Annotated in this window: 24 protein-coding genes, 1 pseudogene and 1 riboswitch; of the genes and pseudogenes, 21 read left to right on the plus strand and 4 right to left on the minus strand. The window is 36.2% G+C overall.

Features of this window, described 5'->3' with window-relative positions; genetic code table 11:
• Positions 1-220: 220 nt before the first annotated feature.
• Positions 221-349: pseudogene (locus ACFQ3N_RS16275) on the minus strand (transposase); the annotation flags it as partial.
• 316 nt (positions 350-665) lie between these two features.
• On the opposite strand from ACFQ3N_RS16275, the gene ACFQ3N_RS16280 reads away from it, so the two are divergent.
• The 10 genes from ACFQ3N_RS16280 to ACFQ3N_RS16325 all read left to right on the plus strand — a co-directional run bounded on the left by ACFQ3N_RS16280 (position 666) and on the right by ACFQ3N_RS16325 (position 9,024).
• Positions 666-1,706, plus strand: a complete 1,041-nt coding sequence (locus tag ACFQ3N_RS16280) for a hypothetical protein (protein WP_390363587.1) — start codon at positions 666-668, stop codon at positions 1,704-1,706.
• A gap of 107 nt (positions 1,707-1,813) precedes the next feature.
• Entirely contained in the window at positions 1,814-2,254 is a 441-nt protein-coding gene (locus ACFQ3N_RS16285) for an IDEAL domain-containing protein (protein WP_390363588.1), read from the plus strand.
• A 203-nt stretch (positions 2,255-2,457) separates the two neighbouring features.
• A complete protein-coding gene (locus tag ACFQ3N_RS16290; RefSeq protein WP_390363589.1) occupies positions 2,458-2,907 on the plus strand; it encodes an Lrp/AsnC family transcriptional regulator in 450 nt (149 codons plus the stop codon).
• Between the two features lie 362 nt (positions 2,908-3,269).
• Positions 3,270-3,476 carry an ABC transporter ATP-binding protein gene (locus tag ACFQ3N_RS16295; protein WP_390363608.1) on the plus strand — a complete coding sequence of 69 codons (207 nt, stop codon included), beginning with the start codon at positions 3,270-3,272 and terminating at the stop codon, positions 3,474-3,476.
• Positions 3,477-3,736: 260 nt separating this feature from the next.
• On the plus strand, positions 3,737-3,874 hold the full coding sequence (locus ACFQ3N_RS16300) for an oligopeptide/dipeptide ABC transporter ATP-binding protein (protein WP_390363609.1): 138 nt from the start codon (positions 3,737-3,739) through the stop codon (positions 3,872-3,874).
• A gap of 108 nt (positions 3,875-3,982) precedes the next feature.
• Positions 3,983-5,599: a gamma-glutamyltransferase family protein gene (locus ACFQ3N_RS16305; protein WP_390363590.1), complete on the plus strand. Its 1,617-nt coding sequence runs from the start codon at positions 3,983-3,985 to the stop codon at positions 5,597-5,599.
• A 49-nt stretch (positions 5,600-5,648) separates the two neighbouring features.
• On the plus strand, positions 5,649-6,209 hold the full coding sequence (locus ACFQ3N_RS16310) for a chromate transporter (RefSeq protein ID WP_390363591.1): 561 nt from the start codon (positions 5,649-5,651) through the stop codon (positions 6,207-6,209).
• Positions 6,209-6,736: a chromate transporter gene (locus tag ACFQ3N_RS16315; protein WP_390363610.1), complete on the plus strand. Its 528-nt coding sequence runs from the start codon at positions 6,209-6,211 to the stop codon at positions 6,734-6,736. The genes ACFQ3N_RS16310 and ACFQ3N_RS16315 overlap by 1 nt, the downstream gene beginning before the upstream one ends.
• Positions 6,737-6,870: 134 nt before the next feature.
• Positions 6,871-8,406 carry a zinc ribbon domain-containing protein gene (locus ACFQ3N_RS16320; RefSeq protein ID WP_390363592.1) on the plus strand — a complete coding sequence of 512 codons (1,536 nt, stop codon included), beginning with the start codon at positions 6,871-6,873 and terminating at the stop codon, positions 8,404-8,406.
• Between the two features lie 249 nt (positions 8,407-8,655).
• On the plus strand, positions 8,656-9,024 hold the full coding sequence (locus ACFQ3N_RS16325) for a zinc ribbon domain-containing protein (RefSeq protein WP_390363593.1): 369 nt from the start codon (positions 8,656-8,658) through the stop codon (positions 9,022-9,024).
• Positions 9,025-9,220: 196 nt separating this feature from the next.
• On the opposite strand, the gene ACFQ3N_RS16330 is transcribed toward ACFQ3N_RS16325, so the two are convergent.
• The 3 genes from ACFQ3N_RS16330 to ACFQ3N_RS16340 form a co-directional block, all read right to left on the minus strand.
• Positions 9,221-11,242 (minus strand): penicillin-binding transpeptidase domain-containing protein, encoded by a 2,022-nt coding sequence (locus tag ACFQ3N_RS16330; RefSeq protein ID WP_390363594.1) that lies wholly within the window; start codon positions 11,240-11,242, stop codon positions 9,221-9,223.
• Positions 11,243-11,373: 131 nt separating this feature from the next.
• Positions 11,374-12,318, minus strand: coding sequence for an LCP family glycopolymer transferase (locus ACFQ3N_RS16335; RefSeq protein WP_390363595.1), 945 nt, complete (start codon positions 12,316-12,318; stop codon positions 11,374-11,376).
• A 138-nt stretch (positions 12,319-12,456) separates the two neighbouring features.
• A complete protein-coding gene (locus ACFQ3N_RS16340; RefSeq protein WP_390363596.1) occupies positions 12,457-13,068 on the minus strand; it encodes a class D sortase in 612 nt (203 codons plus the stop codon).
• A 427-nt stretch (positions 13,069-13,495) separates the two neighbouring features.
• Here ACFQ3N_RS16340 and ACFQ3N_RS16345 point away from each other — a divergent pair, with 427 nt between their 5' ends.
• The 11 genes from ACFQ3N_RS16345 to ACFQ3N_RS16395 all read left to right on the plus strand — a co-directional run bounded on the left by ACFQ3N_RS16345 (position 13,496) and on the right by ACFQ3N_RS16395 (position 21,460).
• Entirely contained in the window at positions 13,496-14,092 is a 597-nt protein-coding gene (locus tag ACFQ3N_RS16345) for a TasA family protein (RefSeq protein WP_390363597.1), read from the plus strand.
• Positions 14,093-14,176: 84 nt separating this feature from the next.
• Positions 14,177-14,725, plus strand: a complete 549-nt coding sequence (locus ACFQ3N_RS16350; RefSeq protein ID WP_390363598.1) for a TasA family protein — start codon at positions 14,177-14,179, stop codon at positions 14,723-14,725.
• Positions 14,726-14,817: 92 nt separating this feature from the next.
• Entirely contained in the window at positions 14,818-15,564 is a 747-nt protein-coding gene (gene tapA, locus ACFQ3N_RS16355) for an amyloid fiber anchoring/assembly protein TapA (protein ID WP_390363599.1), read from the plus strand.
• Positions 15,551-16,129 carry a signal peptidase I SipW gene (gene sipW, locus ACFQ3N_RS16360; RefSeq protein WP_390363600.1) on the plus strand — a complete coding sequence of 193 codons (579 nt, stop codon included), beginning with the start codon at positions 15,551-15,553 and terminating at the stop codon, positions 16,127-16,129. Before tapA ends, sipW begins: the two co-directional genes overlap by 14 nt.
• Positions 16,130-16,169: 40 nt before the next feature.
• Positions 16,170-16,829, plus strand: coding sequence for an LPXTG cell wall anchor domain-containing protein (locus ACFQ3N_RS16365; RefSeq protein ID WP_390363601.1), 660 nt, complete (start codon positions 16,170-16,172; stop codon positions 16,827-16,829).
• Positions 16,830-16,954: 125 nt separating this feature from the next.
• Positions 16,955-17,039: riboswitch (cyclic di-GMP riboswitch) on the plus strand.
• Positions 17,040-17,063: 24 nt separating this feature from the next.
• Entirely contained in the window at positions 17,064-17,192 is a 129-nt protein-coding gene (locus ACFQ3N_RS16370) for an anti-repressor SinI family protein (RefSeq protein ID WP_390363602.1), read from the plus strand.
• A gap of 84 nt (positions 17,193-17,276) precedes the next feature.
• Positions 17,277-17,606 carry a helix-turn-helix domain-containing protein gene (locus ACFQ3N_RS16375; RefSeq protein WP_390363603.1) on the plus strand — a complete coding sequence of 110 codons (330 nt, stop codon included), beginning with the start codon at positions 17,277-17,279 and terminating at the stop codon, positions 17,604-17,606.
• Between the two features lie 1,320 nt (positions 17,607-18,926).
• Positions 18,927-19,463, plus strand: a complete 537-nt coding sequence (locus ACFQ3N_RS16380) for an RNA polymerase sigma factor (RefSeq protein ID WP_390363604.1) — start codon at positions 18,927-18,929, stop codon at positions 19,461-19,463.
• On the plus strand, positions 19,453-20,502 hold the full coding sequence (locus ACFQ3N_RS16385) for an anti sigma factor C-terminal domain-containing protein (protein ID WP_390363605.1): 1,050 nt from the start codon (positions 19,453-19,455) through the stop codon (positions 20,500-20,502). Before ACFQ3N_RS16380 ends, ACFQ3N_RS16385 begins: the two co-directional genes overlap by 11 nt.
• Positions 20,503-20,574: 72 nt before the next feature.
• Complete coding sequence (locus tag ACFQ3N_RS16390; RefSeq protein WP_390363606.1) at positions 20,575-21,072, plus strand: VanZ family protein; 498 nt, start codon at positions 20,575-20,577, stop codon at positions 21,070-21,072.
• A 214-nt stretch (positions 21,073-21,286) separates the two neighbouring features.
• Positions 21,287-21,460: a hypothetical protein gene (locus ACFQ3N_RS16395; RefSeq protein WP_390363607.1), complete on the plus strand. Its 174-nt coding sequence runs from the start codon at positions 21,287-21,289 to the stop codon at positions 21,458-21,460.
• Positions 21,461-21,730 lie beyond the last annotated feature (270 nt).

Below are 21,730 nucleotides of genomic sequence, written 5' to 3' on the forward strand. Positions count from 1 at the left end.
CAATGGATTGCAGGCTTGCCTAATTATATCAAGGCTTACTTGCCTATTTCAGTCTGCGAAAGTTGAGATACTAATTAAAAATGTTAAGTTATTTGTAATAATTGGAATTTTAAAATATAATCGAGTTATGCAGAAAATTGTTTAAAAATTTAAAAAATTATTGAACGGGGGCTTTTTATGAAGAAGGTTTTAGGTTTAGATACCTCTTGCTTTACAACCTTTGCCGGATCAATTCCCTCGTTCTTACTGCAGTATGCCCTTTTAATACCTTGTATCTATACTTTGTTACCCATATGACATGATACTTGTTATCATAAACTGCATGACTATTTTTTCGATAACTGTCCATACTTTCACATCACACTTAAGTATGGGCATTTAAAGGCAAGGCTAAAAAGCTGATACCGTCTAAAGACGGAGGAGTTAGACCACGCATTTGTAACTTAAATAATAATATTGACTGTAACTAGAGTGAATTCATTTATACACATTCTACGTTTGGGGAGGAAGCACTTCAAAAAGCGAATTTTACATGAAATTTTTAAGATGACTGCCAAATGGTAGTCATCTTTTGTCACTTACGAAATTAATAAAAAATAATTCACCCACGCCCAATTTTATACATAAAGTATATAAGACCAAAATTTTTAAAAGGATGTGTTCACTTGTCCAGTAAAACCTATTACGTCACAGGTAACACTGCACACGGATTTATTAATTTTCTAGAAACGAATCTTGCTGACATTGAAAAAATAATTATACTTAAACACAATTCCAATACGATTAAAACAAAAGTCATACAAACAATTGCAGATTATTACTCAAAAAATGAAACGGTCGAAATTCTTCACAGTGCCCTCAGCATTGAATATTTAGATGGTATTATCTTACGTGATAAGTCAGTGGCATTCCTTGTTAATGAGGTGGAAGAGGATATAGAAGCGGCTGCAACGATTAATTTAGCAGAACTATTACAAATACCAAACATTCCTGTTAACGAGGAAAAACAATCACATTTAGATAGTTTAATGAAAAAAGCATACAATAATTTTGCTATTGGCTTAAAGGTTCATGATGATTTGGAAAAAGTGTATATACAACATATGGATTTTGATCGTGCGAATGAATTAGCAGATCGTTTTATTACTGGAATAATCGATGGAATTACACCAAAGGCTAATAGCGGGCATGTCTATCACAGACTATTCGGAACTAATACTTCAGATGGAATTGTCAATGTAGTGCCAAAGCTTATCAATGATATAGCAAATGTTTATTATATTAAAGGCCGTGCTGGTACAGGGAAATCGACCTTTATGAAGAAAATTGCTGCAGCATGTGAGGAGCACGGATTAAATGTTGAAATGTATCATTGTAGCTTTGATCCAAACAGTATCGATATGGTGATCGTTCCTGAATTGGAATTTTGTATTTTTGACAGTACAGATCCACATGAATTTTTCCCGGATAGAGATGGAGAAGTAGTTGTAGACTTATATAAAGAATTAGTTGAACGTGGTACAGACGAAAAATATGTTAATGAAATAACCGAGTTAAATCGTAGTTATAAATCGTACATGAAAAAAGGAATTGAATTTTTAAAAATTGCTGGGGAACATGTAAATAATATGGAAAAAGCCTATAAGCATGTAAGTATTAACAAGAAAATAGATGAAGTTGCTGCAGCAATGTATAACAAAATTTGAATATCCTGTTAATCAAATCAAAAAAACCCCTTGAAAAATTGTTCTTAATAATGTAAAATTAGTTAACTGAATATTAAGAGTATATAAACATTTGGGAGGTGGAGGATGTGGTAACTGTAAAAATGTTAAAGCCTTACTATATTAAAGCAGACGATGATTATGTCCGTGTTATATTGGCATATCAATATTTTTCAGTAGTAATTAACAATAAGGTTTATCAGTTTGTCCCTGTCGAGGCAAAGGAGATTCGAATCAATCGTCGTACTCAAGAGATAGAAAATATCAATGCTAAATTTGCTTTCCAAAAAGGTAAAGACATTTTATTTATCGCAATGGAAGAGTTGATTTCACTTCCCGATTTCTTGGTTCAACTACATGCAATTGGAGAACCGTATTATATTTACACAAAAGATAAGAAACGTGAAAGAGAAAAAGAAAGCGTTGTCATTATTGATGAATTAGAGTGTCTAAATATAAAAAGATTGATAGATCAAGCACTTGATGAACGAGATGAAGAAACATTTTATTCATTGGCAAAGTTATTATAAATAGTAAAGGCATATTCTATTATTCTAGGTAGAAATGCCTTTTTTAGTTTACATGTTTTTAGCTGAATCTAAAAAAATATTTTTCGAACTTAGGCGAGAAGACTCCTTCCTCAAAACACGTCAGTGTTTAGGAGGGGAGGATGTCAATGAATTGCCAGTTATGCTATAATTTTTTTAATATTGTTTATAAGGGGAAATTATATATGACTTTAGATGATACAGATAAGAAAATTATAGAACTTTTAACAGATAATGGAAGAATGTCTTATGTGGATATAGGGAAAGAATTAGGTCTGTCACGGGTTTCTGTACGTGAACGTGTACAGCACCTAGCAAAAGATGGTGTAATTGAAAAATTTACAGTAGTAGTTAATTCAGAAAAATTTGGAAAGCAAGTATCTGCATTCTTTGAAGTAGATTGTGAGCCTGGATCTCTTGTTAAGGTGGCAGAAGCGCTTGCAAATAACCCAAGTGTTGCAAGTTGTTATCAAATGACTGGGCCAAGCACATTACATATGCATGTACTTGTAGAAGATTCAGACGATCTTGAGAAGTTTATTAACAATGAACTATATGCGCTTGAAGGGATAACAAGGGTAGAAAGCCATATCTTGTTAAGGCGGTTTAAAAGTAGAAATGGATTAAAATTATAGTAAAAGGATGAAGCACCAGGCTAAAGGTGCTTTTTTTACGGTTATTTTCCCTTATTTATGTTAAATGAATAAAAAGTACATATAAACTAATTAAAAAATCACTTCTATTTCATATAAAATATTTTTTAGTAAGATTTACATCATGGTGCGACTTGTAGGCGGATGCATAAGAATAACAAACAGAAAAAACTGAACTGTGTATAATTTTCTTGAAAAATGACTAGCCAGAATCATTAAATTGATTTATAATTACGAATAACCTTAAAATCAACTACGTTTCGAATAGTTAAACAAACATATGGTTAACAAATGTTTGCTATTTACATTTTATTTAAACTATTTGTTTTGCTGACATTGATTTAATACCAGGATCGCTACCATCAATTGATGAAAATAATTCTGGTTGTCGTTTCCATCCCTGGTGCCCTTATGCAATGGAACAATGTAAAATGGATTCACCGGTAGAGACAAAATTACCAGAGAGTGATAGTCATTATGTACGTTGTTGGTTACAGGAGGTGAAGGAAGATGGAAGCCACGAAAAAAGCGCAGCCCATCTTAAAGCTTGAGAATGTAAAAAAATACTATCCGATTAAAGGTGGTATTCTTAAGCGAACACAGTAGAAGATATCTCACTTGATGTGCAAAAAGGAGAATCTATTGGCATTGTCGGTGAATCAGGTTGTCATTTATTTAGGCAGCACAGCTGAACTGACTACATCAGAGGAATTGTATAAAAACCCTCTAAATCCTTATACATAGGCGTTACTGTCTGCCATTCCTAGACCAAGACCTGGTCAACCGTGAACGCATTCGATGACAAGGGGATATACCGAATCCTTCAGAGCCATCAACAGGGTGTCCATTTCATACACGCTGTCCACTGGAAACGGATCATTGCAGTCAAGTGAAACCAGTGTTCAGAGAAGTAGAACTAGGTCATTTCGTTGCCTGTCATGAGGTATAATAACAAGGAGGGTTAACCTTCCTTTCCTTATGGCAGATAAGAAATGAAACTTTCTGACTGCATAAGTGCTAAAAAATATACAATAGTGAAAAAGGAGTGCTGGAGAAAATGAAGTTTGATCATCAATCATATCCATATCCATCCCAACGTACAACAACTTTTGCGAAGAATGGAATGGTAGCCACAAGTCAACCTTTAGCTGCTCAAGCAGGTTTAGAGGTTATGAAAAAAGGCGGAAATGCCATTGACGGGGCAATTGCAACTGCTGCCGCTTTAACCGTTTTAGAACCAACGTCCAATGGAATTGGGAGTGATGCATTTGCTCTTGTTTGGGTAAAAGGGAAATTGCATGGTCTCAATGCAAGTGGTCAATCCCCACAATCTATTTCCATTGATGCTGTTAAAGAAAAAGGTCATGAATCCATGCCAACGTTTGGGATGACACCTGTTACTGTTCCAGGTACACCTGGTGCATGGGCAGAGCTCGCTGATAAGTTTGGTAAACTTCCATTAACTGAGTCACTTGCTCCTGCAATTCGATATGCAGAAGAAGGATATCCACTAAGTCCAGTACTTGCAAAATACTGGAAAGCAGCAACCAATAAATTCAATAAGATTTTCAAAGACGATCCAGTTTTCAAACCGTGGTTCGATACATTTACACCAGAAGGAAGAGCACCAGAAGTTGGGGAAATCTGGAAATCAGAAGGTCATGCTTCTACTCTAAGAGAAATTGCAGAAACTAACGGAGAAAGCTTTTACCGCGGAGAACTTGCGGATAAAATAGATGCTTATAGCCGTGAACATGGTGGTTTTCTTCAAAAAGAAGACCTCGCAGCATATAAACCCGAGTGGGTAGACCCGATAAAAGTGAACTATCGTGGGTACGATGTTTGGGAAATTCCGCCTAATGGTCAGGGAATTGTAGCGTTAATGGCATTAAATATCGTAAAAGGCTACGATTTTACAAAAGGACGCGATGATTTAGAAACATTCCACCGTCAAATGGAGGCGATGAAACTTTCATTTACAGATGGAAAGGCATATGTAACGGAACCAAGTGAGATGCCAGTTAATGTTGAAGAGTTACTGAGTGATGAATATGCACAGAAGCGCCGAAACGAAATTGGAGAAGAGGCAATCACTCCAGAGCCCTATGAACCACCAAGCGGCGGAACTGTTTATTTAGCAACAGCAGATGATGAAGGGAATATGGTTTCTTTCATTCAGAGTAATTACATGGGCTTTGGATCTGGTGTAGTTGTTCCTGGAACAGGTATTGCCTTGCAAAACCGCGGACACGATTTCTCTCTTGATCCTTCACAACCGAATGCCTTAAAGCCAGGAAAGAAAACGTATCATACAATTATTCCAGGGTTCCTTTCAAAAGGGGATAAGCCTGTTGGGCCGTTTGGTGTTATGGGAGGATATATGCAGCCGCAAGGACATATGCAAGTTATTATGAACACGATTGATTTTGGTTTGAATCCGCAAGCTGCATTAGATGCGCCTCGTTGGCAATGGATGAAGGATAAAACCATTTCTGTAGAATCATCGTTTCCAACACATTTAGCACAAGCTCTTGCTCGTAAAGGACACGACATACAGGTTGCACTTGATAGTGGTGGATTCGGTAGAGGACAAATAATCTGGCGTAACCCTGAAACTGGTGTCTTGATGGGTGGTACGGAGCATCGAACTGATGGAGCAATAGCATCTTGGTAATAATGAAAACGAAATAGTGAATAATGGAAGATAGAAAGGAGGCTAGCCTTTGAAGCAGTGGAACTTATTTATCGCTTTTTTTCGCGTCGGTATGCTTGGATATGGCGGAGGGCCAGCTTCCATACCACTTATCAAAAAAGAAGTAGTAGATAAATATAAATGGATGAACGATACAGAATTCGGTGATCTTTTAGCTCTGGCAAATACGTTGCCAGGGCCAATTGCTACGAAGTTAGCGGGTTATATTGGCCATCGTGTTTCAGGTGTCATAGGTATGCTGAATGCAGTTTTAGCAACTATAATACCAACAATCATTTTAATGATCGTGTTATTATCTTCCCTTTCATCAATTAGAGATGTTGATTGGGTAGAAGGGATGACAGCTGCAGTTGTACCAGTTGTTGGTGTTATGCTTGCAGTATTGACATGGCAATTTTTCAACAAAACGAGACAAGGAATGGGTTGGACGAAAGCGATTATGATGTCGCTGATTGTATTTGTTTTGTTGTTTTCTTTAAATATCCATCCGGGAATTCTTATAGCAGTTTTACTGGCAACTGCCTTACTTAAAAGAGATGATAACATGGAGCGAGAAGGCGGGAAAACATGATTACATATTGGCATATATTTTTAGCATTTTTCATTCCAGGTATACTTGGTTATGGAGGTGGGCCGGCCTCTATCCCATTAGTTGAAAATGAAGTAGTAAAGCGTTATGAGTGGATGACCGTCCAGGAATTTAGTGAAGTTCTCGCATTGGGTAACTCCTTGCCAGGACCTATTGCTACTAAAATGGCCGGATACATCGGGTATGAACAAGGTGGAATTCTAGGAGCGTCAATTGGTGTATTTGCAACTGTAGCGCCGTCTTTGATTATAATGATTATTCTTCTCGGTCTTTTGCACAAATATAAGGATTCACCAAAAGTGAAGCGCATGACATTGTATGTGAGGCCAGTTATAGCTATACTCCTTGGGATTATGGCTTGGCGTTTTTTCCAGGAATCGTATGTTGCCATTGGTTTATGGCAAATGTCATTGATCACCATATCAAGCTATTTACTAATTGAGCGGATGCGGGTACATCCTGCGATTGTTATCGGTGGGGCTCTAACTTATGGTGCACTAATGTTGTAACTTCTAGTAAGATTAAAAATGCTACTGAATTGAATCAGTAGTTTTTTTTTATTTTCTTTATTTATAAAATCATATTTTTCCAAAAAAATACACTAATTCGACAGGGTTTTTGGTATTATAGTACTAGTAGAAACATGGGGGAAGGAGAGGGTTATTTGTATTGTAGTCATTGTGGAACAAAAAACGAAGATGATGCTCAGTACTGTATTGCAGATGGTTACTCTCTATCGAAGCCTGCAAAATACGGTACGTTAGTATCAGGATATCAACCATATTGTTCATCCTGTGGAACCAAACATAGTAATCTAGCACTTTATTGTATGGAGTGTGGAGCTTCCATTGATACATATTCACCTATAATAGAAGAGGAAACAACCTTTGAATCTAACGATTATAAGCAATTTTTTGATATTAATTTACTAAAAAAAGTAGCACCTGGTGTACTGTTATCGACAGGTTTATTGTTCTTAATGAGTATACTATTTACTTCTTTTATAAAAGAAAATTATCTGTTTAGGGTTATGAGAGATATGATTCCTGGTATGTCATATCCAGGCATGAGTGGTCAGGAAGTTATCGAGACTGTACAACAATTTAACATTATAGAGTTTTTACTCTTCTCTAGCTTTACCAATATTACTTTCGGAGTTACAGATTCAGCCATGCAAATGGGCGGTGGTTACGATAGCAGAATACTTACTTCCATTATAATTTTTGGCAGTGTTCCTGTAGTTTCTTTATTAGCTGGTGGATATTTCATTAAGAAAAGAAATCCTGAGTTGGTTCAACATGGTGCATGGAAAATAGCAGCATTTTTTGCTATATGTTACGGACTTATTTTAGGTGTCCTTACTTTTTTGACCGGAGTATCTATAACACCAGATTTAACATCTGACGGGGGAAATGTAACAGTAGATCAAGAAATAACAATGACAATGAGGTACAGCTTTATTAGTGCGGTTGTAAACGGAATTTTCTTTGGATTTATTTTTAGTTACTTAGGTATTATTATGGGCAAAAATAATTTGAGATCTCCAAAACTTGAAAAACCGCTAAATTCATTAACAACATCACTTAATTACAGCTTTTTTGCATACTCAATTGGATATGTTGTTTTACTGCTATTTAGTTATATATACGTTTCCCAGTTGCAGGAAAATCTGGACGAATATATGTTTAATGAATTAACTAACGGGTCAACATTTGCATTTGTGGGGCTTGTATTTCAAATAGCTGTATATTTCTTTAATTTTGTTACGTTCAATTCATTTGTTACGAATGATTACTTCCATTTTCGATTCCTAGGAACTGATCCCCATTTTAACGATCCTGCTGAGGGAAATAGCATGGACATGTTTTTTGCTGATTATAGACCGTTATATTACGCAGCAATCGTTGTTATTGCTTTACTGTTTATTTTTATTGGGAGGCTGTTAGCAAACTCCACTCAAAAACTGGCTCTAACAATAGGAATATACAGTGTAGTATTTGCTGTTATAATGACTTTTTTAACCTATCATGCTTCATTGGGAATGATAACAAATCAAGGATCAGGTATGAAGTCTATTAACATTATGATCGGATTTGATCCTATTAGAGCATTTATTTATAGCCTACTTTATGCTGGAATCACTGCATTTATTGGAGCAAAGACGCGAAAGTTTTTTTAGGCAGGTAAGAAAGTATAAAACTTCCTTATCTGCATAAGTGCAACTAGGCCATTCGCTATAAAGGCTTGGCGAATGCCAAGTTTTCTAACAGATAGGGAAATATAATCTTCCCAATCTGCATAAGGCAACTAAGGTTTTCAACCATATGGACTTTCACTCCAGAGCATAAGGGCTTCTAAGAAAGCGAAGTACGCTTACTAAAAATCCCTTTAACGAAAAACCAAGTTTTCTAAGAAAGGATGAAATATATTGAGTAATAGCAGAGGGCTTCATTACTCTAAAACAAAGCTGCTAGTAGATATCGGTCAAGAGATTTATCAATCATATCGCGAAGGTAATGATGTTACAGCGAGTATTCAAGAAAAAGCAATAAAAATTAAAGAGCTGGATGCAGCAATATATGAAAACGAGGCAAGAGAAAAGGGGCAAAATGAATCACATGAACATACTTGTTCATGTGGCGCACCATTAACGGATGAAGATATATTTTGCCAGGAATGTGGAAAAAAAGCAGAGCTTCCCGTTGAAGAATATGTTGAAATGGTCACGTGTCATAGTTGTGACCGTCATGTTCCAGCAAAAGCTACATTTTGCAATATATGTGGATTTAAGTTGTAAACAAAAAACGAAGTCAGCCAAAACGATGGCTGACTTCATTTTTTTTGGCAGAAAAGAAAGTATAAAAACTTTCTTTTCTGCATAAGTGCAACTAGGTCATTCGCCATAAAGGCTTGCACTCCAAAGCATAAGGGCTTCTAAGAAAGCAAAGTACACTTACCAAGAATCCCTCTAACGAATGCCAAGTTTTCTAAGCTTATTTAATCTTCTTCAATATATTCGTAACTTTTTCAACTGCTATGCTGCTGCCACCTGATCCTTGAGCTTCTTCAACCATCATGGCAATTAGGATGTCCTGGTCATCAGTTGGATATCCAACAAACCATCCATTCTCTTTACCATCTTCCTCATCACTGGTTTGCTTAAGTTCAGCAGTCCCCGTTTTGCCTGAGATCGGGAAATCAGAGTCTTGAGCCTGGGGAGCAGTACCTTTAGATGACACTACAACATCTCTTAATGTTTCTTGAATTAGCGTTGCATGTTCGCTTGAAATTAGCTCGTTCTTCCATATTTGAGAAGTTTCTTCACTAGTCAGCAGTGTTGGTGAAATTAAGTTTCCTTGATTTAGAATGGGTGTATAACTCAATGCTAAATGAAGTGCAGACATTTGGACTTGTCCTTGGCCATAGCTTGTATCGGCTAATAACACCTCATTATCTAATGTCCCCTCTGTGGAAATGGTTGATATCTCCATTGGATATTCATAAGGGAGTTCCTCATTGAACCCAAACTCCTCCAAACCATTCACTAAAGCATCTCCGCCCATGTCAATAGCTTGCATGGCAAAGTAAATATTGTCTGAGCGAATAAGGGCGTCCGTAATATCGACTGGGCCACTTGATTCAGATACACGTCGAACCTGATAGTTGCCCCAGCCTTCACCGTTATCCCATGTCAGGCCTTCTATTTCAACAGTTTCACCTGGAACTATCGTGCCATTATTTAAACCAATTTGTGCTGTTACTGGTTTAAACGTTGATCCTGGTGCATATGTTGCGCTAAATCTGTTTAGTAAGGGTGCTTGTGGATCGTTTTGCATCTCATCCCAATCATCGGATGACATGCTATAAACGATTTGGTTTGGATCGAAAGCCGGACTGCTTACAAGTGCTAAAGTTTCACCAGTTTTTGGATCAATTGCTGCTGTGGTACCTGCTTGACCATCATAGCTTTCATAAATTTCTTTTTGTAAATCAGCATCAATCGTCACTAAAATATCTTCCCCATCTTGGACTGGCTTTTCTGTGAGAATAACGTCGTCTTCTCCTTCTTTTTCGATAGTAATTTTAATTCCTCTTTCACCTTTGAGTTGTTCCTCGTATAATTGTTCAAGGCCACGTTTTCCAATAATATCATTACCACCATAAGTGCCAGGTTCCTTTTCTTCCAATTCTTCTGCTGTAATTTGGCCTACATATCCGACAAGATGTCCGGTTGCTTCATTATATGGGTAGACTCGACCGGTTACGTTATTCCCTTTAATACCATCTATTTCCCATAACTGGTTTAATACATCTTCATTTGTTTTTGGTACTTTAGATAATGGTACAAACAGATCAGGCTCTACCCATTCTGCAGATAGCTTAGCATCAATGGTATCGACGCTCATTTTTAGCAGATCAGCGATTTGTTGTTTTGCTTGCTCAGGATTTGTTAGCTTTCCCGGAACAATTCCAATTTCCCATACTGAGTCATTTATAGCTAAAGCAAGTTGATTTCGGTCTAGTATATCTCCTCGTTCTGGTGATTGGGTTTGGAAATTAATCTCTCCACCGTCTTTCAATTCTGGAAAAATAAACCCACGATCCCAATGTACAAACCAGTTCTTCTCTTCTTCCTCACCAACTTGAGTAAGTGTTGCTTCATAATCAAATACTATTGGTTCAGCCAGAGTGTCCATTTGTACTGAGAATGGAATGATTGCAGAACCTTCTTCCATAGCAGTTTCAGTTTCTTCCTCACTCAGTGCTTCATATGTTACCTCTAAGTTAGAAACTTCCAAATCGGTATATATCTTTTCATAACGTTCGATAAAATCTTCAGATTGATATGCTTCTAAAGTTGCAGGTGAGAGCAAATCATACATTTCAGTAAAGTTTTGTTCATTCCATTGCTCAACATATGTATTAAACCGTTCATTTGGAGTTACTTCATCTTCAGAACAAGCGGAAATAAATGCGAGTAATAGAACCATAATAAACGTAATTCCTTTCTTCATATGAGGACCCCCTAGTTCTTAATCGTATTAATAACTCTTTAAATATAAGTATAATTATTATATCATGTTCTTTAAACTAAAAAGTCATTCTGCATATCATTTCAGAATGACTTTTTGCTGGTAATCGACAATTAGTTTGCTTCCATGTGATCTTTAATCTCCGTCTGTATTCGATTCATTTCTTCGTCTGGAACAACATAATACCAAACATTTCCTATTGTTTGTCCGCTGCCACTGATTTCTAACGTGTTAAGGTTGTTACGTGTTTGCCGATATTTTGAGAACAATGTTTGCAATTGATCCATAGCTAAATCAGTTTTTACATTACCACCAAGGATCCCTAGAATTTCTCCAACCTTTGTAATACTTGAGAAACTCGCTGCTTCATTCATTGCTGCTGTGATAACATTTCGTTGACGTTCATTTCTTCCTAAGTCTCCGCGGGGATCCTCTTTTCGCATCCGGATGTATTTTAATGCTTGTTCCCCGTCAAGAGTTACTGCACCTTCTGTAAAGGTTTCTCCACCTTGTGAAAAAGCCTGTGCATTCTGGACAGTAACCCCACCTAAAGCATCAATACCCTGCTGAAACCCTTCCATGTTTACCCGTACGTAAAAATGTACAGGAATATCAAAATTTTCTTCAACGGTCTGGACAGCTAATCCAACATCACCAAAAGCATATGCGTGATTTATTTTATCCATCCCACGCCCTGGAATATCAACATACGTATCACGAGGTATGCTAAGCATCTGCATGGAATCTGTTTTTGGGTTTGATGACATTAAAACCATGGTATCGGATCTGCCTTTGTCACCTTCCCGTTCATCAACACCTAATAGTAGTACATTAATGGAGTTATTATTTTTAAAAAGGGAGTCCAGTTCTTTTAGACGATCTGGATCCTCATCACGAGCAAGAGGTTCATGCATAACAGAAACGGTATCTCCTACCTTGTCGTATATGTATAGAAGATAGCCACCAACAATTAATATCAAACCTAAAATAATGCCACCAACCCAATAGGGCCATCTCCGTTTTTTCTTATTTTGTCTTTTTTCTACTCTAGAATCCACACCATATTCTCCTCTGTTTAAAAAAACTATTATCGCTATTACTAATGCTTATTCAATCGACTTGTTTAAAAATAAGCAGATATAAGATAAATTATATCGAATTAATATTCTTTCGTCTATTCCTAAAAGCATCATTATTTAGTCAACTTCAGATACAGGAAGTGCTGAAATAATGTACCGATCAGGAGCATCACCAACGAATGTAAAGGGATAGCACGTTGTAAGAGTTAGGACTTCATCTGGAGCTGTTGGCACAATAACGCTGCGGTCATCTGCATCAACTATTTTTGTTTCCACAATTTCATATGAAAAATCACCGTATGGAAGCTGCACCGTTAAAATGTCCCCCAGTTCCAATTCTCCCATTCGACGAAATACAGTATCGCGGTGGCCGGATAGTACAATTTGGTCGTTTTGTAATGGATAAGCTGTACCTTGGTAGTGCCCAACCCCTTTTGCAAGCTCGTTTTCGTCTGTTCCTTCTACTATTGGTAAATCCTCATTAAGTTTAGGTATATGTAGAATTCCTGCCGTTTCACCTGTTGAAGGTGAGAAAGTAGTGGCACGGTTAGTCTCTGAATTAGACGATGTTTCATCTGAATTGGTTACAGATTTTCCTTCTTTATCTAAGAGATCTCTTGCTTCTGCCAAACTATTTTTTTGTGATGACTCTAATTTTAACCACTGATAACCACCTATAAAGAGGAACGTTAATCCAGCAAGAAGAAGTAGTGCGGAAACCTTTTTCAAATTGATCGCTCCTTAGGTCTTTTTTTTAGTATAAAGGATTTTTCACGTTTTTAAAATGTTTTTTGTTCTAAATAACGATTTAATTTAAGTGTAACAATATTAGAAGGGTGATATAACTGTGTTTATATTCTTTATATAAAACAGAAATCTTAAAAAAAACTATAACACTAAGTAAATCAAAGGAAAAAAGAGAATTTGAAAGCTATTAGTTCATTATATAGAACATATTGTTCTTTTTGAAGTTTTTCATTCTAAGGAAAATGACCTATACTGCAATTAATTGTTCGTTATAAAAAACAAAAGATAATCTTTATAGAGAACGAAAAAATAAGAAAAGGGGGGTCAACAGAATAAGTACACATCATTAAATCATACACAAGCGCAACAAGAGATACATATACACGTGAAAAAATTAGGAGGAAATAAAATGAGTATTAAGAAGAAGTTAGGAATGGGTATAGCAACAGCAGTTTTAGGAATTGGATTGATTGGTGGAGGAACGTATGCATATTTCAGTGACACTGCCCAAGCAAATGGTTCTTTTGTAGCAGGAACATTGGATTTAAAAGCAAATCCTTCAACAATTATTAATCTTGAAAACTTAAAACCGGGGGACTGGATGAATCGTTCATTTAAGTTAGAAAATGGTGGCACTTTAGATATTGGAAAAATTCTTTTGGAAACTAGTTACACAGTTAACGACCTTCACGAAGATAATGGAGATGATTTTGGTAAACACATTAATGTAACTTTTTTTAGGGGTGAAAACCATTCATTATTAGGTATATTATCAGCAGAACAAGAAGTTTTTCAAACTACTCTTAATGAACTTCAATCTATGACTCTTGATTCAGTAATTAATGATATGGAAGGGATTAGCGGACTCAAAGCAGGCGATTCAGTTGAATTTTTCGTTCAGTTTGAATTTGTAGAAAATAATAAGGATCAAAATCAATTTCAAGGTGATTCAGTAAAACTGGAATGGACTTTCGAAGGACATCAAACAAATGGGGAAAGAAGATAGTCTGTATCTCAAAACTAGTTAGAAAGTAGATTTAAGTAAATATCTTTCTCACTTTCAAAAAATTAAACGAAGGAAGGGTATCCAATGAATATTAAAAACAAGATAATGATGAGTTTTGTTACAGGAGTACTAGGAGTTGGGTTAATTAGTGGAGGCACATTTGCTTATTTTAGTGCGGAAGTAGATACAACTAATAAAATTCAAGCAGGAACATTGGACTTAGGCATAAGTGACATAGAGGATGACGGAGTTATATTCGAGTTTTTTAATAAGAAGCCGGGGAGTACGTTTAAACGTTCATTTACCTTAACGAATGATGGGTCACTTGATATAAAAGATGTAAAACTATTTTCTGAACATACAGTACGTAAAGATGGAAAAGTCATAGAAGATAGTGATTTTGCAAGTCAAATCGTGATTAAGTCACTGAAAGTAAACGATGAAGAGTTGATAACAGAAACAACACTAGATGACTTGGAAGATTTTGATATCATTAAAAATTTTGAAGTGGACGAGATAGCAAATATTGATGTTGTGTTTGCGTTTATAGAGAGTGATGACGATCAGAACCAATATCAAGGAAATAAAATGGAATTAGATTGGAAATTTGTTGCAAGCCAAACAGTTGAGTAATTGTTTAGAAAAAAGTAGGAAGTGAGGATTATTCTCCTTCCTGCCATTTAAACCGAATGAAAACAGTCCTCTTTAAAAAGGTGGAGATTAGTATGAGGAGAAAGCGTATAAGAACTCATAGAACGAGAGTTCATCAAATGTCACTAGTAGGTAAATTTTTAATGATAGGGTATTTAATGTTTTTTTCTATCGCACTCTTAACTTCTGATACTACTGCTTATTTCACAGACACAGAAGATACGAGTTCCAAGATTTATGCAGGTACCTGGGGTTCAGATCATGAGCAAAGGGATGGAAGCTGGTTGGAATTTACATTTAAGGGAAATCAGAATCATTATCATGCATGTGAGCCTGGACCTAAAACAATAGAGACAGAGATTAAAAATATTGGTGAAGGTGATATGCAAAGTGATAGTAAATATGAAGTGTATTATTCAAAAGTAGGCAATCCAGAAGATGGAGAAATGGAGAAACTGTCAGATCGAGATGGAATTATTAATGTATTGAAAATAGGAGAAACAGCTAAACTATCTTTTGAAGCAAATAATCACGGGTTTTATAGATTTTCGGCTTATCAAACGAATGAGCATTCAGGTGAGGAAAAAGTGTGGAGTGAAAAGGTCAAAGTTAATTGCCCTAAAGGCCACCAAAATAATGATGAACAACAACCCAATGAATCTACAAATGAAATAGCAGTAGAACCCACTGATGAAGAAGTAGATGCATCAGAAAAGGTAGATGAGAATCAATCAACTAACCAGGAAGAAAACGAAAGTGAAACAGACGAGTACACTGGTCCAACTAGTGAACAGGACGGTGATGAAGATGAGGTGGGATAAAATCCTAAAATGGGCTAACCGTCTTATAACAACTGTGCTTATGATTTTACTTGTAAGTGTGGCGTTAATGGTGGTCTTTACGAAACTATCTGGAGAAGAACCTGAAATTTTTGGCTATCAACTGAAAACAGTTTTATCGGGTTCGATGGAGCCGGGAATTCAAACAGGATCCATTATTGCTGTAAACACTGTTTCAGGGGATGAGAGGGTAAACTTTCAAAAAGGTGATGTCATTACCTTCCTGGAAACAGAAAATAGATTAATTACTCACCGAATTACAGAGTCAACTACGACTGATAATGGGGTTCTTTATACAACAAAAGGTGACAACAACAATGCTGTGGACTCAAGTCCTGTGTTAGCTGAAAATGTAGTAGCGGTATATAGCGGTTTTACAATTCCTTATATTGGTTATTTGAACAACTTTGCTCAGTCACCACAAGGGAATGCCATATTATTAATTTTACCTGGTATGTTGATATTTGGGTATTCGGTAATTACGATGTGGGGTACGCTTAGGGGTCTAGAGAATAAGAATACAAAAGAGATAGCCGAAGCTAAATAACTCGTTTGAAAATCTAAGTCTTATTTTGAGGAAGATGCTTATGAGAAAGATAATAATTGTTTTTATAATGGTAAGTAGTGTTTTATTTACTTTATTTGTGCCAAGTTTGACAGTAACTGCTGAAGAAAAACAAAAAATATCAATTAACACTTTATCTGAAGAGGTTTTATTTCATGTAGATAACATGAAACCAGGAGACTGGGCACCAAGAACTGTTGATGTACAAAATAATGGTGAAATGGAATTTGAGTATCATATATCTATAGAGAATAGCGGATCAGAGAAATTGTTCAATGAATTAATGTTAGAAGTTAGTGATGACAACAAGGAGCTATATAACGGAAAACTTGCGGAATATGAAAAAATCCCAGCTAGGAAGTTAGCTCCATCGAGTGAAGAAGAGCTAAGTCTTACAGTTCGATTTCCAGATCACTTAGGAAATGCGTTTCAAGGCTTAGATGCAACATTTAACTTTTCTTTCAATGCAAAGGGATCAGAGGAAATAGAGGAAGCATCATCTAATGATGAACTAAGTGACGACGGAATGGTTGGTAGTAATAAAGATGGAGCAGTACTTCCAAATACGGCAACTAATACATTTAATTTCCTATTAATAGGTTTTATTCTTTTTGCAATCAGTATGGCACTAATCACCATCAAACAAAGGAAAACTAAAACTTTAGATAGACAGCAAGTTTAACAAGAAAGAGAAAGTTTATAATGAAATGTTTGAATTTTTACAAAACTAGTTGCGAAATGACAAAACAAGACATCCAAAATTTGCTTATTTTCCAGTATAATAGTCTTATGAAATAATCATATTTTCTTAGAAAAAGGCATACCTATTGAAAAGTAGGGGCGCAAAGTCACAGGTCTAAAGCTTCATAGCAATGATGGCTGGATTTCCTGGAAACTAAATGGGGGACGAGAAAGTATGGAGAAAACGGTATATCATGTTGGGCTTGATTACGAGTGGATTAAATTGGTAAAAGAAGCGAAGACAATAGGATTAAGTGTAGAGGAAGTCCACCTATTTTTAACAGGTACAGAGAAAAGTGAATAAATTTTTAGGTTTTTTATGTGCTCTATATAGAACCACACACCATTTTGTGATATAATTCGCATTAAATAGAGAGGGTGTGTGGACTTGATCGGTGAAAAAATAAAACAATTACGACAAGATAAAAAGATGTCAATCTCTGAATTGGCAGAAAAAGCTGGTGTAGCAAAATCATATCTAAGTTCTATTGAACGAAATCTTCAAACCAATCCATCGATCCAGTTTATCGAAAAAATTAGTAAAGTACTAAATGTTTCCGTAAACGAACTGATTCGAGAAGATAAATTGATGGAAATTGAAGAACTAGATAATGAGTGGTTGAAAATTGTACAAGAAGCAATGAATTCAGGGGTAACAAAGGAACAGTTTAAAGAATATCTCGAATTCAATAAATGGCGTAGTAAACAAGATAACTAAGCATGATCTAGACCGTTAAGCTAAATGCTAGCGGTTTTTTTGTTTTTCTAATTTAATGTAACCTTTACCGATACATAAAGGGAGGGCACCGAACGAAAAAGGGCGATTATCTATTTACAGAAGATGTTTGCATAACCAGAAATAACTACTGTTATGAATCTAACAGAAAGCTAAGTATTAGTTTTACGAATGGTAATATGGACGTTAAATGCCCCGATGCTTTTAATGTAAATTGTATCCTAGGCTTCATTCCTAATGAATTAATCATTGTTAATTAATTGTTTTTTCTTTCATAATGCTTTAAATTATTCTTCTCTATTATCGGATTTATCAGCATTTGGGTTATGAGTTATGTTAATCTGTTCAAATGTTTGTGTGAATCGTTCTTGCTCTTTCTTCTCCTGCTCTTTATCTGCCATAATATTCAACTCCTTTTTAGTTTAATATATTCTAACTTCGATCAGTTTACAATCTTAGCAAACATCTTAATATGGAATGTATAATATTATAATATGTATTTCCTTCATTCTTGTCCACTTGCGCATGTTTAAAGATTGGATGGTTTTCTATTGTCATCTGCGTGGAATACACTGTTTTCTTTGTACTTTATTAAACCTGGAGTCTGTAGATAATTTATTGACTGTGTAAGCAGCGTCCAGCTCCAGCACAAGATCATTTCATAAATTTAGCTACTCTTTAAACATCATAGTTGATGTAACCTGCGACGTAACTTTAGGCTTATTTCTAAGAACGAGTGCTATTGTCGCCGTCTGGGATCGCTACGGGCGGATGCTTTCCGCGGGCACGGCTTCAGCCTCCGATGCGGAAAACCACCGCTTCGGTGTCTTCAGACACGTGCTGTTCCCGCAGGAGTCACCGCCCTCCGCTCACCCTGACTGGTAAGGGGTTCTATTAATACTAATACAATCCCACGACAGTAACAGAAATAACAGCGGAGGAAATACACGTAGACTCCTTGAAAATACAAACCGATTTTCTGCGTGCGATGTCTAGCTATGTAGCTTTCCTTATGTGGGAGCAGAGGCCTAGTTGAGACCCGCAGAGCGTTAGCTCGAGGAGGCTCATCAGCCTCCCACGGGTAGAAGACACTGCGCAGTGAAACGAAGCAGATGTCGCACTTGTACCCGGATGGGTGAAAGCGAAGTGTATTTCCGTAGCGGTAGGTTAACCGTCACATCAAGTTACGTCGCAGTTTACATCTATTGTGGCAAAAAAACTATCTTTGAGAAAACAGCCTTAAAAATTAAAATTTATTGTAACAATTAATGTGTTGTTTCGTTTCTATATATATAAAGGGAGGTGGAAGCTGTTTCTAAAAAGTACATATTTTCGAAGTTGTTTGAGCAGTATCAGCTTCCACTTTATCGATATTTGCTTCAAATGAGCAGGAATGAACAAATAGCAGAGGAGCTTTTACAGGAGACGTTTTACCGTGCGATGGTTTCATTGCAGGTCAAAGATATGATTCAGGCGAGAGCATGGCTTTTTAAGGTGGCTCGTAATCTATTTATTGACTGGACAAGGAAATCCAAATCGGAACAGCAGATGATCGAACAGATCCAAATAAAACATGAATCGATCAGTAACTTAGGTAATCCTGAACTACAATTCGAGAAAAAAACGCGGCAACAGGAGCTTGAAGCAGTAATGAAGCAACTTCCCGAACGAATGAGGACTATCATCTATTTGCGGGAAATTCAAGGGTTTACATATAAAGAATTAACTACTGCTATGAATCTAACAGAAAGCCAGGTAAAGGTAACACTGCACCGTGCTCGTGAGAAATTTCGATATTATGATCAACAGAAAAAAGGTGGTTATGAGTATGAAGAATGATGACGTTCTAACAGAGTGGGATGAAAAAAATGAAGAACAAGTGGATAAAAAAAGTGCGAAAAAGTTAGTTTGGCGTACACGGCTTTCCATTAGTTTGACTGTTTTACGAACGCTTTTTATTATCGGATTTCTTTATTTACTTTATATAATACCAGTAAGTGTTTATTACGATATGTCAGGTAAAGAAGCCGAATTTAATCGCCTGGTTTCAACGTTAGTAGAGACACATCACCCAGGTTTATTTGTGGAAAAGTTTGGGCTGGAAAATGAAGCGGAAATCAGTCCGCTTCTAACAGAGAGCACCAGTTTAACCCTATATCGTAATGTTGGGGATTGGGAAGTAGTGATTGGCGAAGTAACTGCAAACAAAAGACTGTTTGGTAAAGTAAATTATACATTCCATTTTGATGATAAATATTTATACGATAATAATTACACGTTTTCTTACGCAGTAGCACCTGATTTATTGGGGGAGAGCTTTATACATGATGAATCTGAACCAGACAGTTCGGTAAAGAGTCAACTCGAAAAGATAGAAGACGGATTTGTTGCTCAAGCACACTTTTCCACTAAAGAAAGCATGGATCCAGAAGAATTAAGAGAAATGCTTGCTGACTATGACGTTAAGATCTATCAAATGCCTGTTTTTGGAGGCGAAACTACTGCGGTTGATGTAGGTAAGGGAAAAGCTGGACAGTTCACGTTTGTTCCTTCACTAATGTTAAGCCCCTTTACAGAATATAATGATAAGAATGGACCAAGAGCATCGTATGAATCTTTAACATCGGAAAGTGCGCTAAATGACGCAGTTGATCAATTTTACAAAGACATAGATTGGTTAATTGAACACGGTAACTACAGTGGGCGTGATATCGACGAAAAACGGCTAGAGTACCTGAAAGGGGAAGGTATTCAAGTATATGGTGCAATGGTAACAGGACCAATCCGCGAAATTGAACGTCTTCAGGAAGAAGAATTGTTTCACCAGTTTTATATAGGCGGAATTGAAGTATGGAACTGGAATGAAAATAAACAGTAAAAATAATGATATTATTTATACGAAGAAAATATTATAATAGGTAAACAAGCCTATTATGAAAGTGGAGAAAATATGCGAAAATTTAACTATTGGCTTCTGCCATTAACGTGGATGGGGGTTATTTTCTACTCCTCTGGACAGCCCTATGAAGAACAGGATATTAAACCTATGTTAGCGGATGCAATCGACTTATCTTTTTTGGTTCCGCTTGTTGATTGGGTTTCTTTTTCTTATCATAAATCCGAGGTTAGTGTGAATGCGCTTGGCATTAATGGATTTATCGAGTTTTTTGTCCGAAAAGGTGCGCACGTTTTAGTCTTTTCCATTCTGATGTGTCTGTTTTTTATAGCGTTAAGAAAATCAACTGACGTCCAGTTTAACGTAAATATCATTATATCTTTTTTCTTAACAGTTGCATATGCTGGATTAGATGAATTTCACCAAGGCTTAACACCAAACAGAACACCTTATGTTGGTGATGTACTATTAGACAGCTTTGGTGCGGGGATTGCTGTATGCTTAATTGTTCTTTTATATTGGAAAAAATCCAGAGCAATGGACAAAAACTAAAATTAGCTATCGAATGATATGAAAAATGGCAAATTTACAAATAAGACAATATCGACACCATTTCACTAGAATGTGTGGTATGGTATGGGTAATTTGTATTATTATTTTAGAAAACTGGGCTTATCATCAAGCCTTAATGGTGAAAGCCTTAGTTGCACTTATGTAGATAAGAAAGTTTTTTACTTTCTTATCTACCAAAAAAGGCGGGTATGGAATGGTTGAACAAGAGATATATAAGAACATGTTAAAAAAGGTGATTGACGAAACAGAAAGTTTTAAAATTCAATCATCAGAAGAGTTAATTCAAGCGCTAATTAATGAGATAACAGACAGTTCTTCCAAAACTAGAAAGAATAGAAGTTTCCAAACAAAATCTATTGTAGAATAAGCAGTATACTAGGTAACTACATTTCAAGAAAAGGGAATGTAGTTTTTTATTGTTTAGCGTACTATAAAATTTTGAGCCATTGGATCCAGCTCCGATGTACAGGACAAGGAAGACTTCGACAGCGAAAAATTGCACGCAGAAAAAGTGTTTTTCTTTTTCAAGGATGTGGTGAACTTAGCTGTAAGGGCACTTGCGCTTTTGTTAAAAGATAAGAAAGTATATAATTTTACCCCTACAATGGTGTCTTTCACTGTGGTATTTTAAATGTAT

This window comes from Virgibacillus byunsanensis (genome assembly GCF_042675965.1).
GTDB classification, from domain to species: Bacteria; Bacillota; Bacilli; order Bacillales; family Amphibacillaceae; genus Virgibacillus_R; species Virgibacillus_R byunsanensis.

Excerpts from the sequence above, each read along its gene's own strand:
- ACFQ3N_RS16330 (WP_390363594.1), bottom strand. The coding sequence starts at position 11,242 with ATGAAGAAAGGAATTACGTTTATTATGGTTCTATTACTCGCATTTATT.
- ACFQ3N_RS16290 (WP_390363589.1), top strand. The coding sequence starts at position 2,458 with ATGACTTTAGATGATACAGATAAGAAAATTATAGAACTTTTAACAGAT.
- sipW (WP_390363600.1), top strand. The coding sequence starts at position 15,551 with ATGAGGTGGGATAAAATCCTAAAATGGGCTAACCGTCTTATAACAACT.
- ACFQ3N_RS16395 (WP_390363607.1), top strand. The coding sequence starts at position 21,287 with ATGGTTGAACAAGAGATATATAAGAACATGTTAAAAAAGGTGATTGAC.
- ACFQ3N_RS16370 (WP_390363602.1), top strand. The coding sequence starts at position 17,064 with ATGGAGAAAACGGTATATCATGTTGGGCTTGATTACGAGTGGATTAAA.
- ACFQ3N_RS16385 (WP_390363605.1), top strand. The coding sequence starts at position 19,453 with ATGAAGAATGATGACGTTCTAACAGAGTGGGATGAAAAAAATGAAGAA.
- ACFQ3N_RS16320 (WP_390363592.1), top strand. The coding sequence starts at position 6,871 with ATGGGGGAAGGAGAGGGTTATTTGTATTGTAGTCATTGTGGAACAAAA.
- tapA (WP_390363599.1), top strand. The coding sequence starts at position 14,818 with ATGAGGAGAAAGCGTATAAGAACTCATAGAACGAGAGTTCATCAAATG.
- ACFQ3N_RS16350 (WP_390363598.1), top strand. The coding sequence starts at position 14,177 with ATGAATATTAAAAACAAGATAATGATGAGTTTTGTTACAGGAGTACTA.
- ACFQ3N_RS16345 (WP_390363597.1), top strand. The coding sequence starts at position 13,496 with ATGAGTATTAAGAAGAAGTTAGGAATGGGTATAGCAACAGCAGTTTTA.
- ACFQ3N_RS16390 (WP_390363606.1), top strand. The coding sequence starts at position 20,575 with ATGCGAAAATTTAACTATTGGCTTCTGCCATTAACGTGGATGGGGGTT.
- ACFQ3N_RS16365 (WP_390363601.1), top strand. The coding sequence starts at position 16,170 with ATGAGAAAGATAATAATTGTTTTTATAATGGTAAGTAGTGTTTTATTT.
- ACFQ3N_RS16305 (WP_390363590.1), top strand. The coding sequence starts at position 3,983 with ATGAAGTTTGATCATCAATCATATCCATATCCATCCCAACGTACAACA.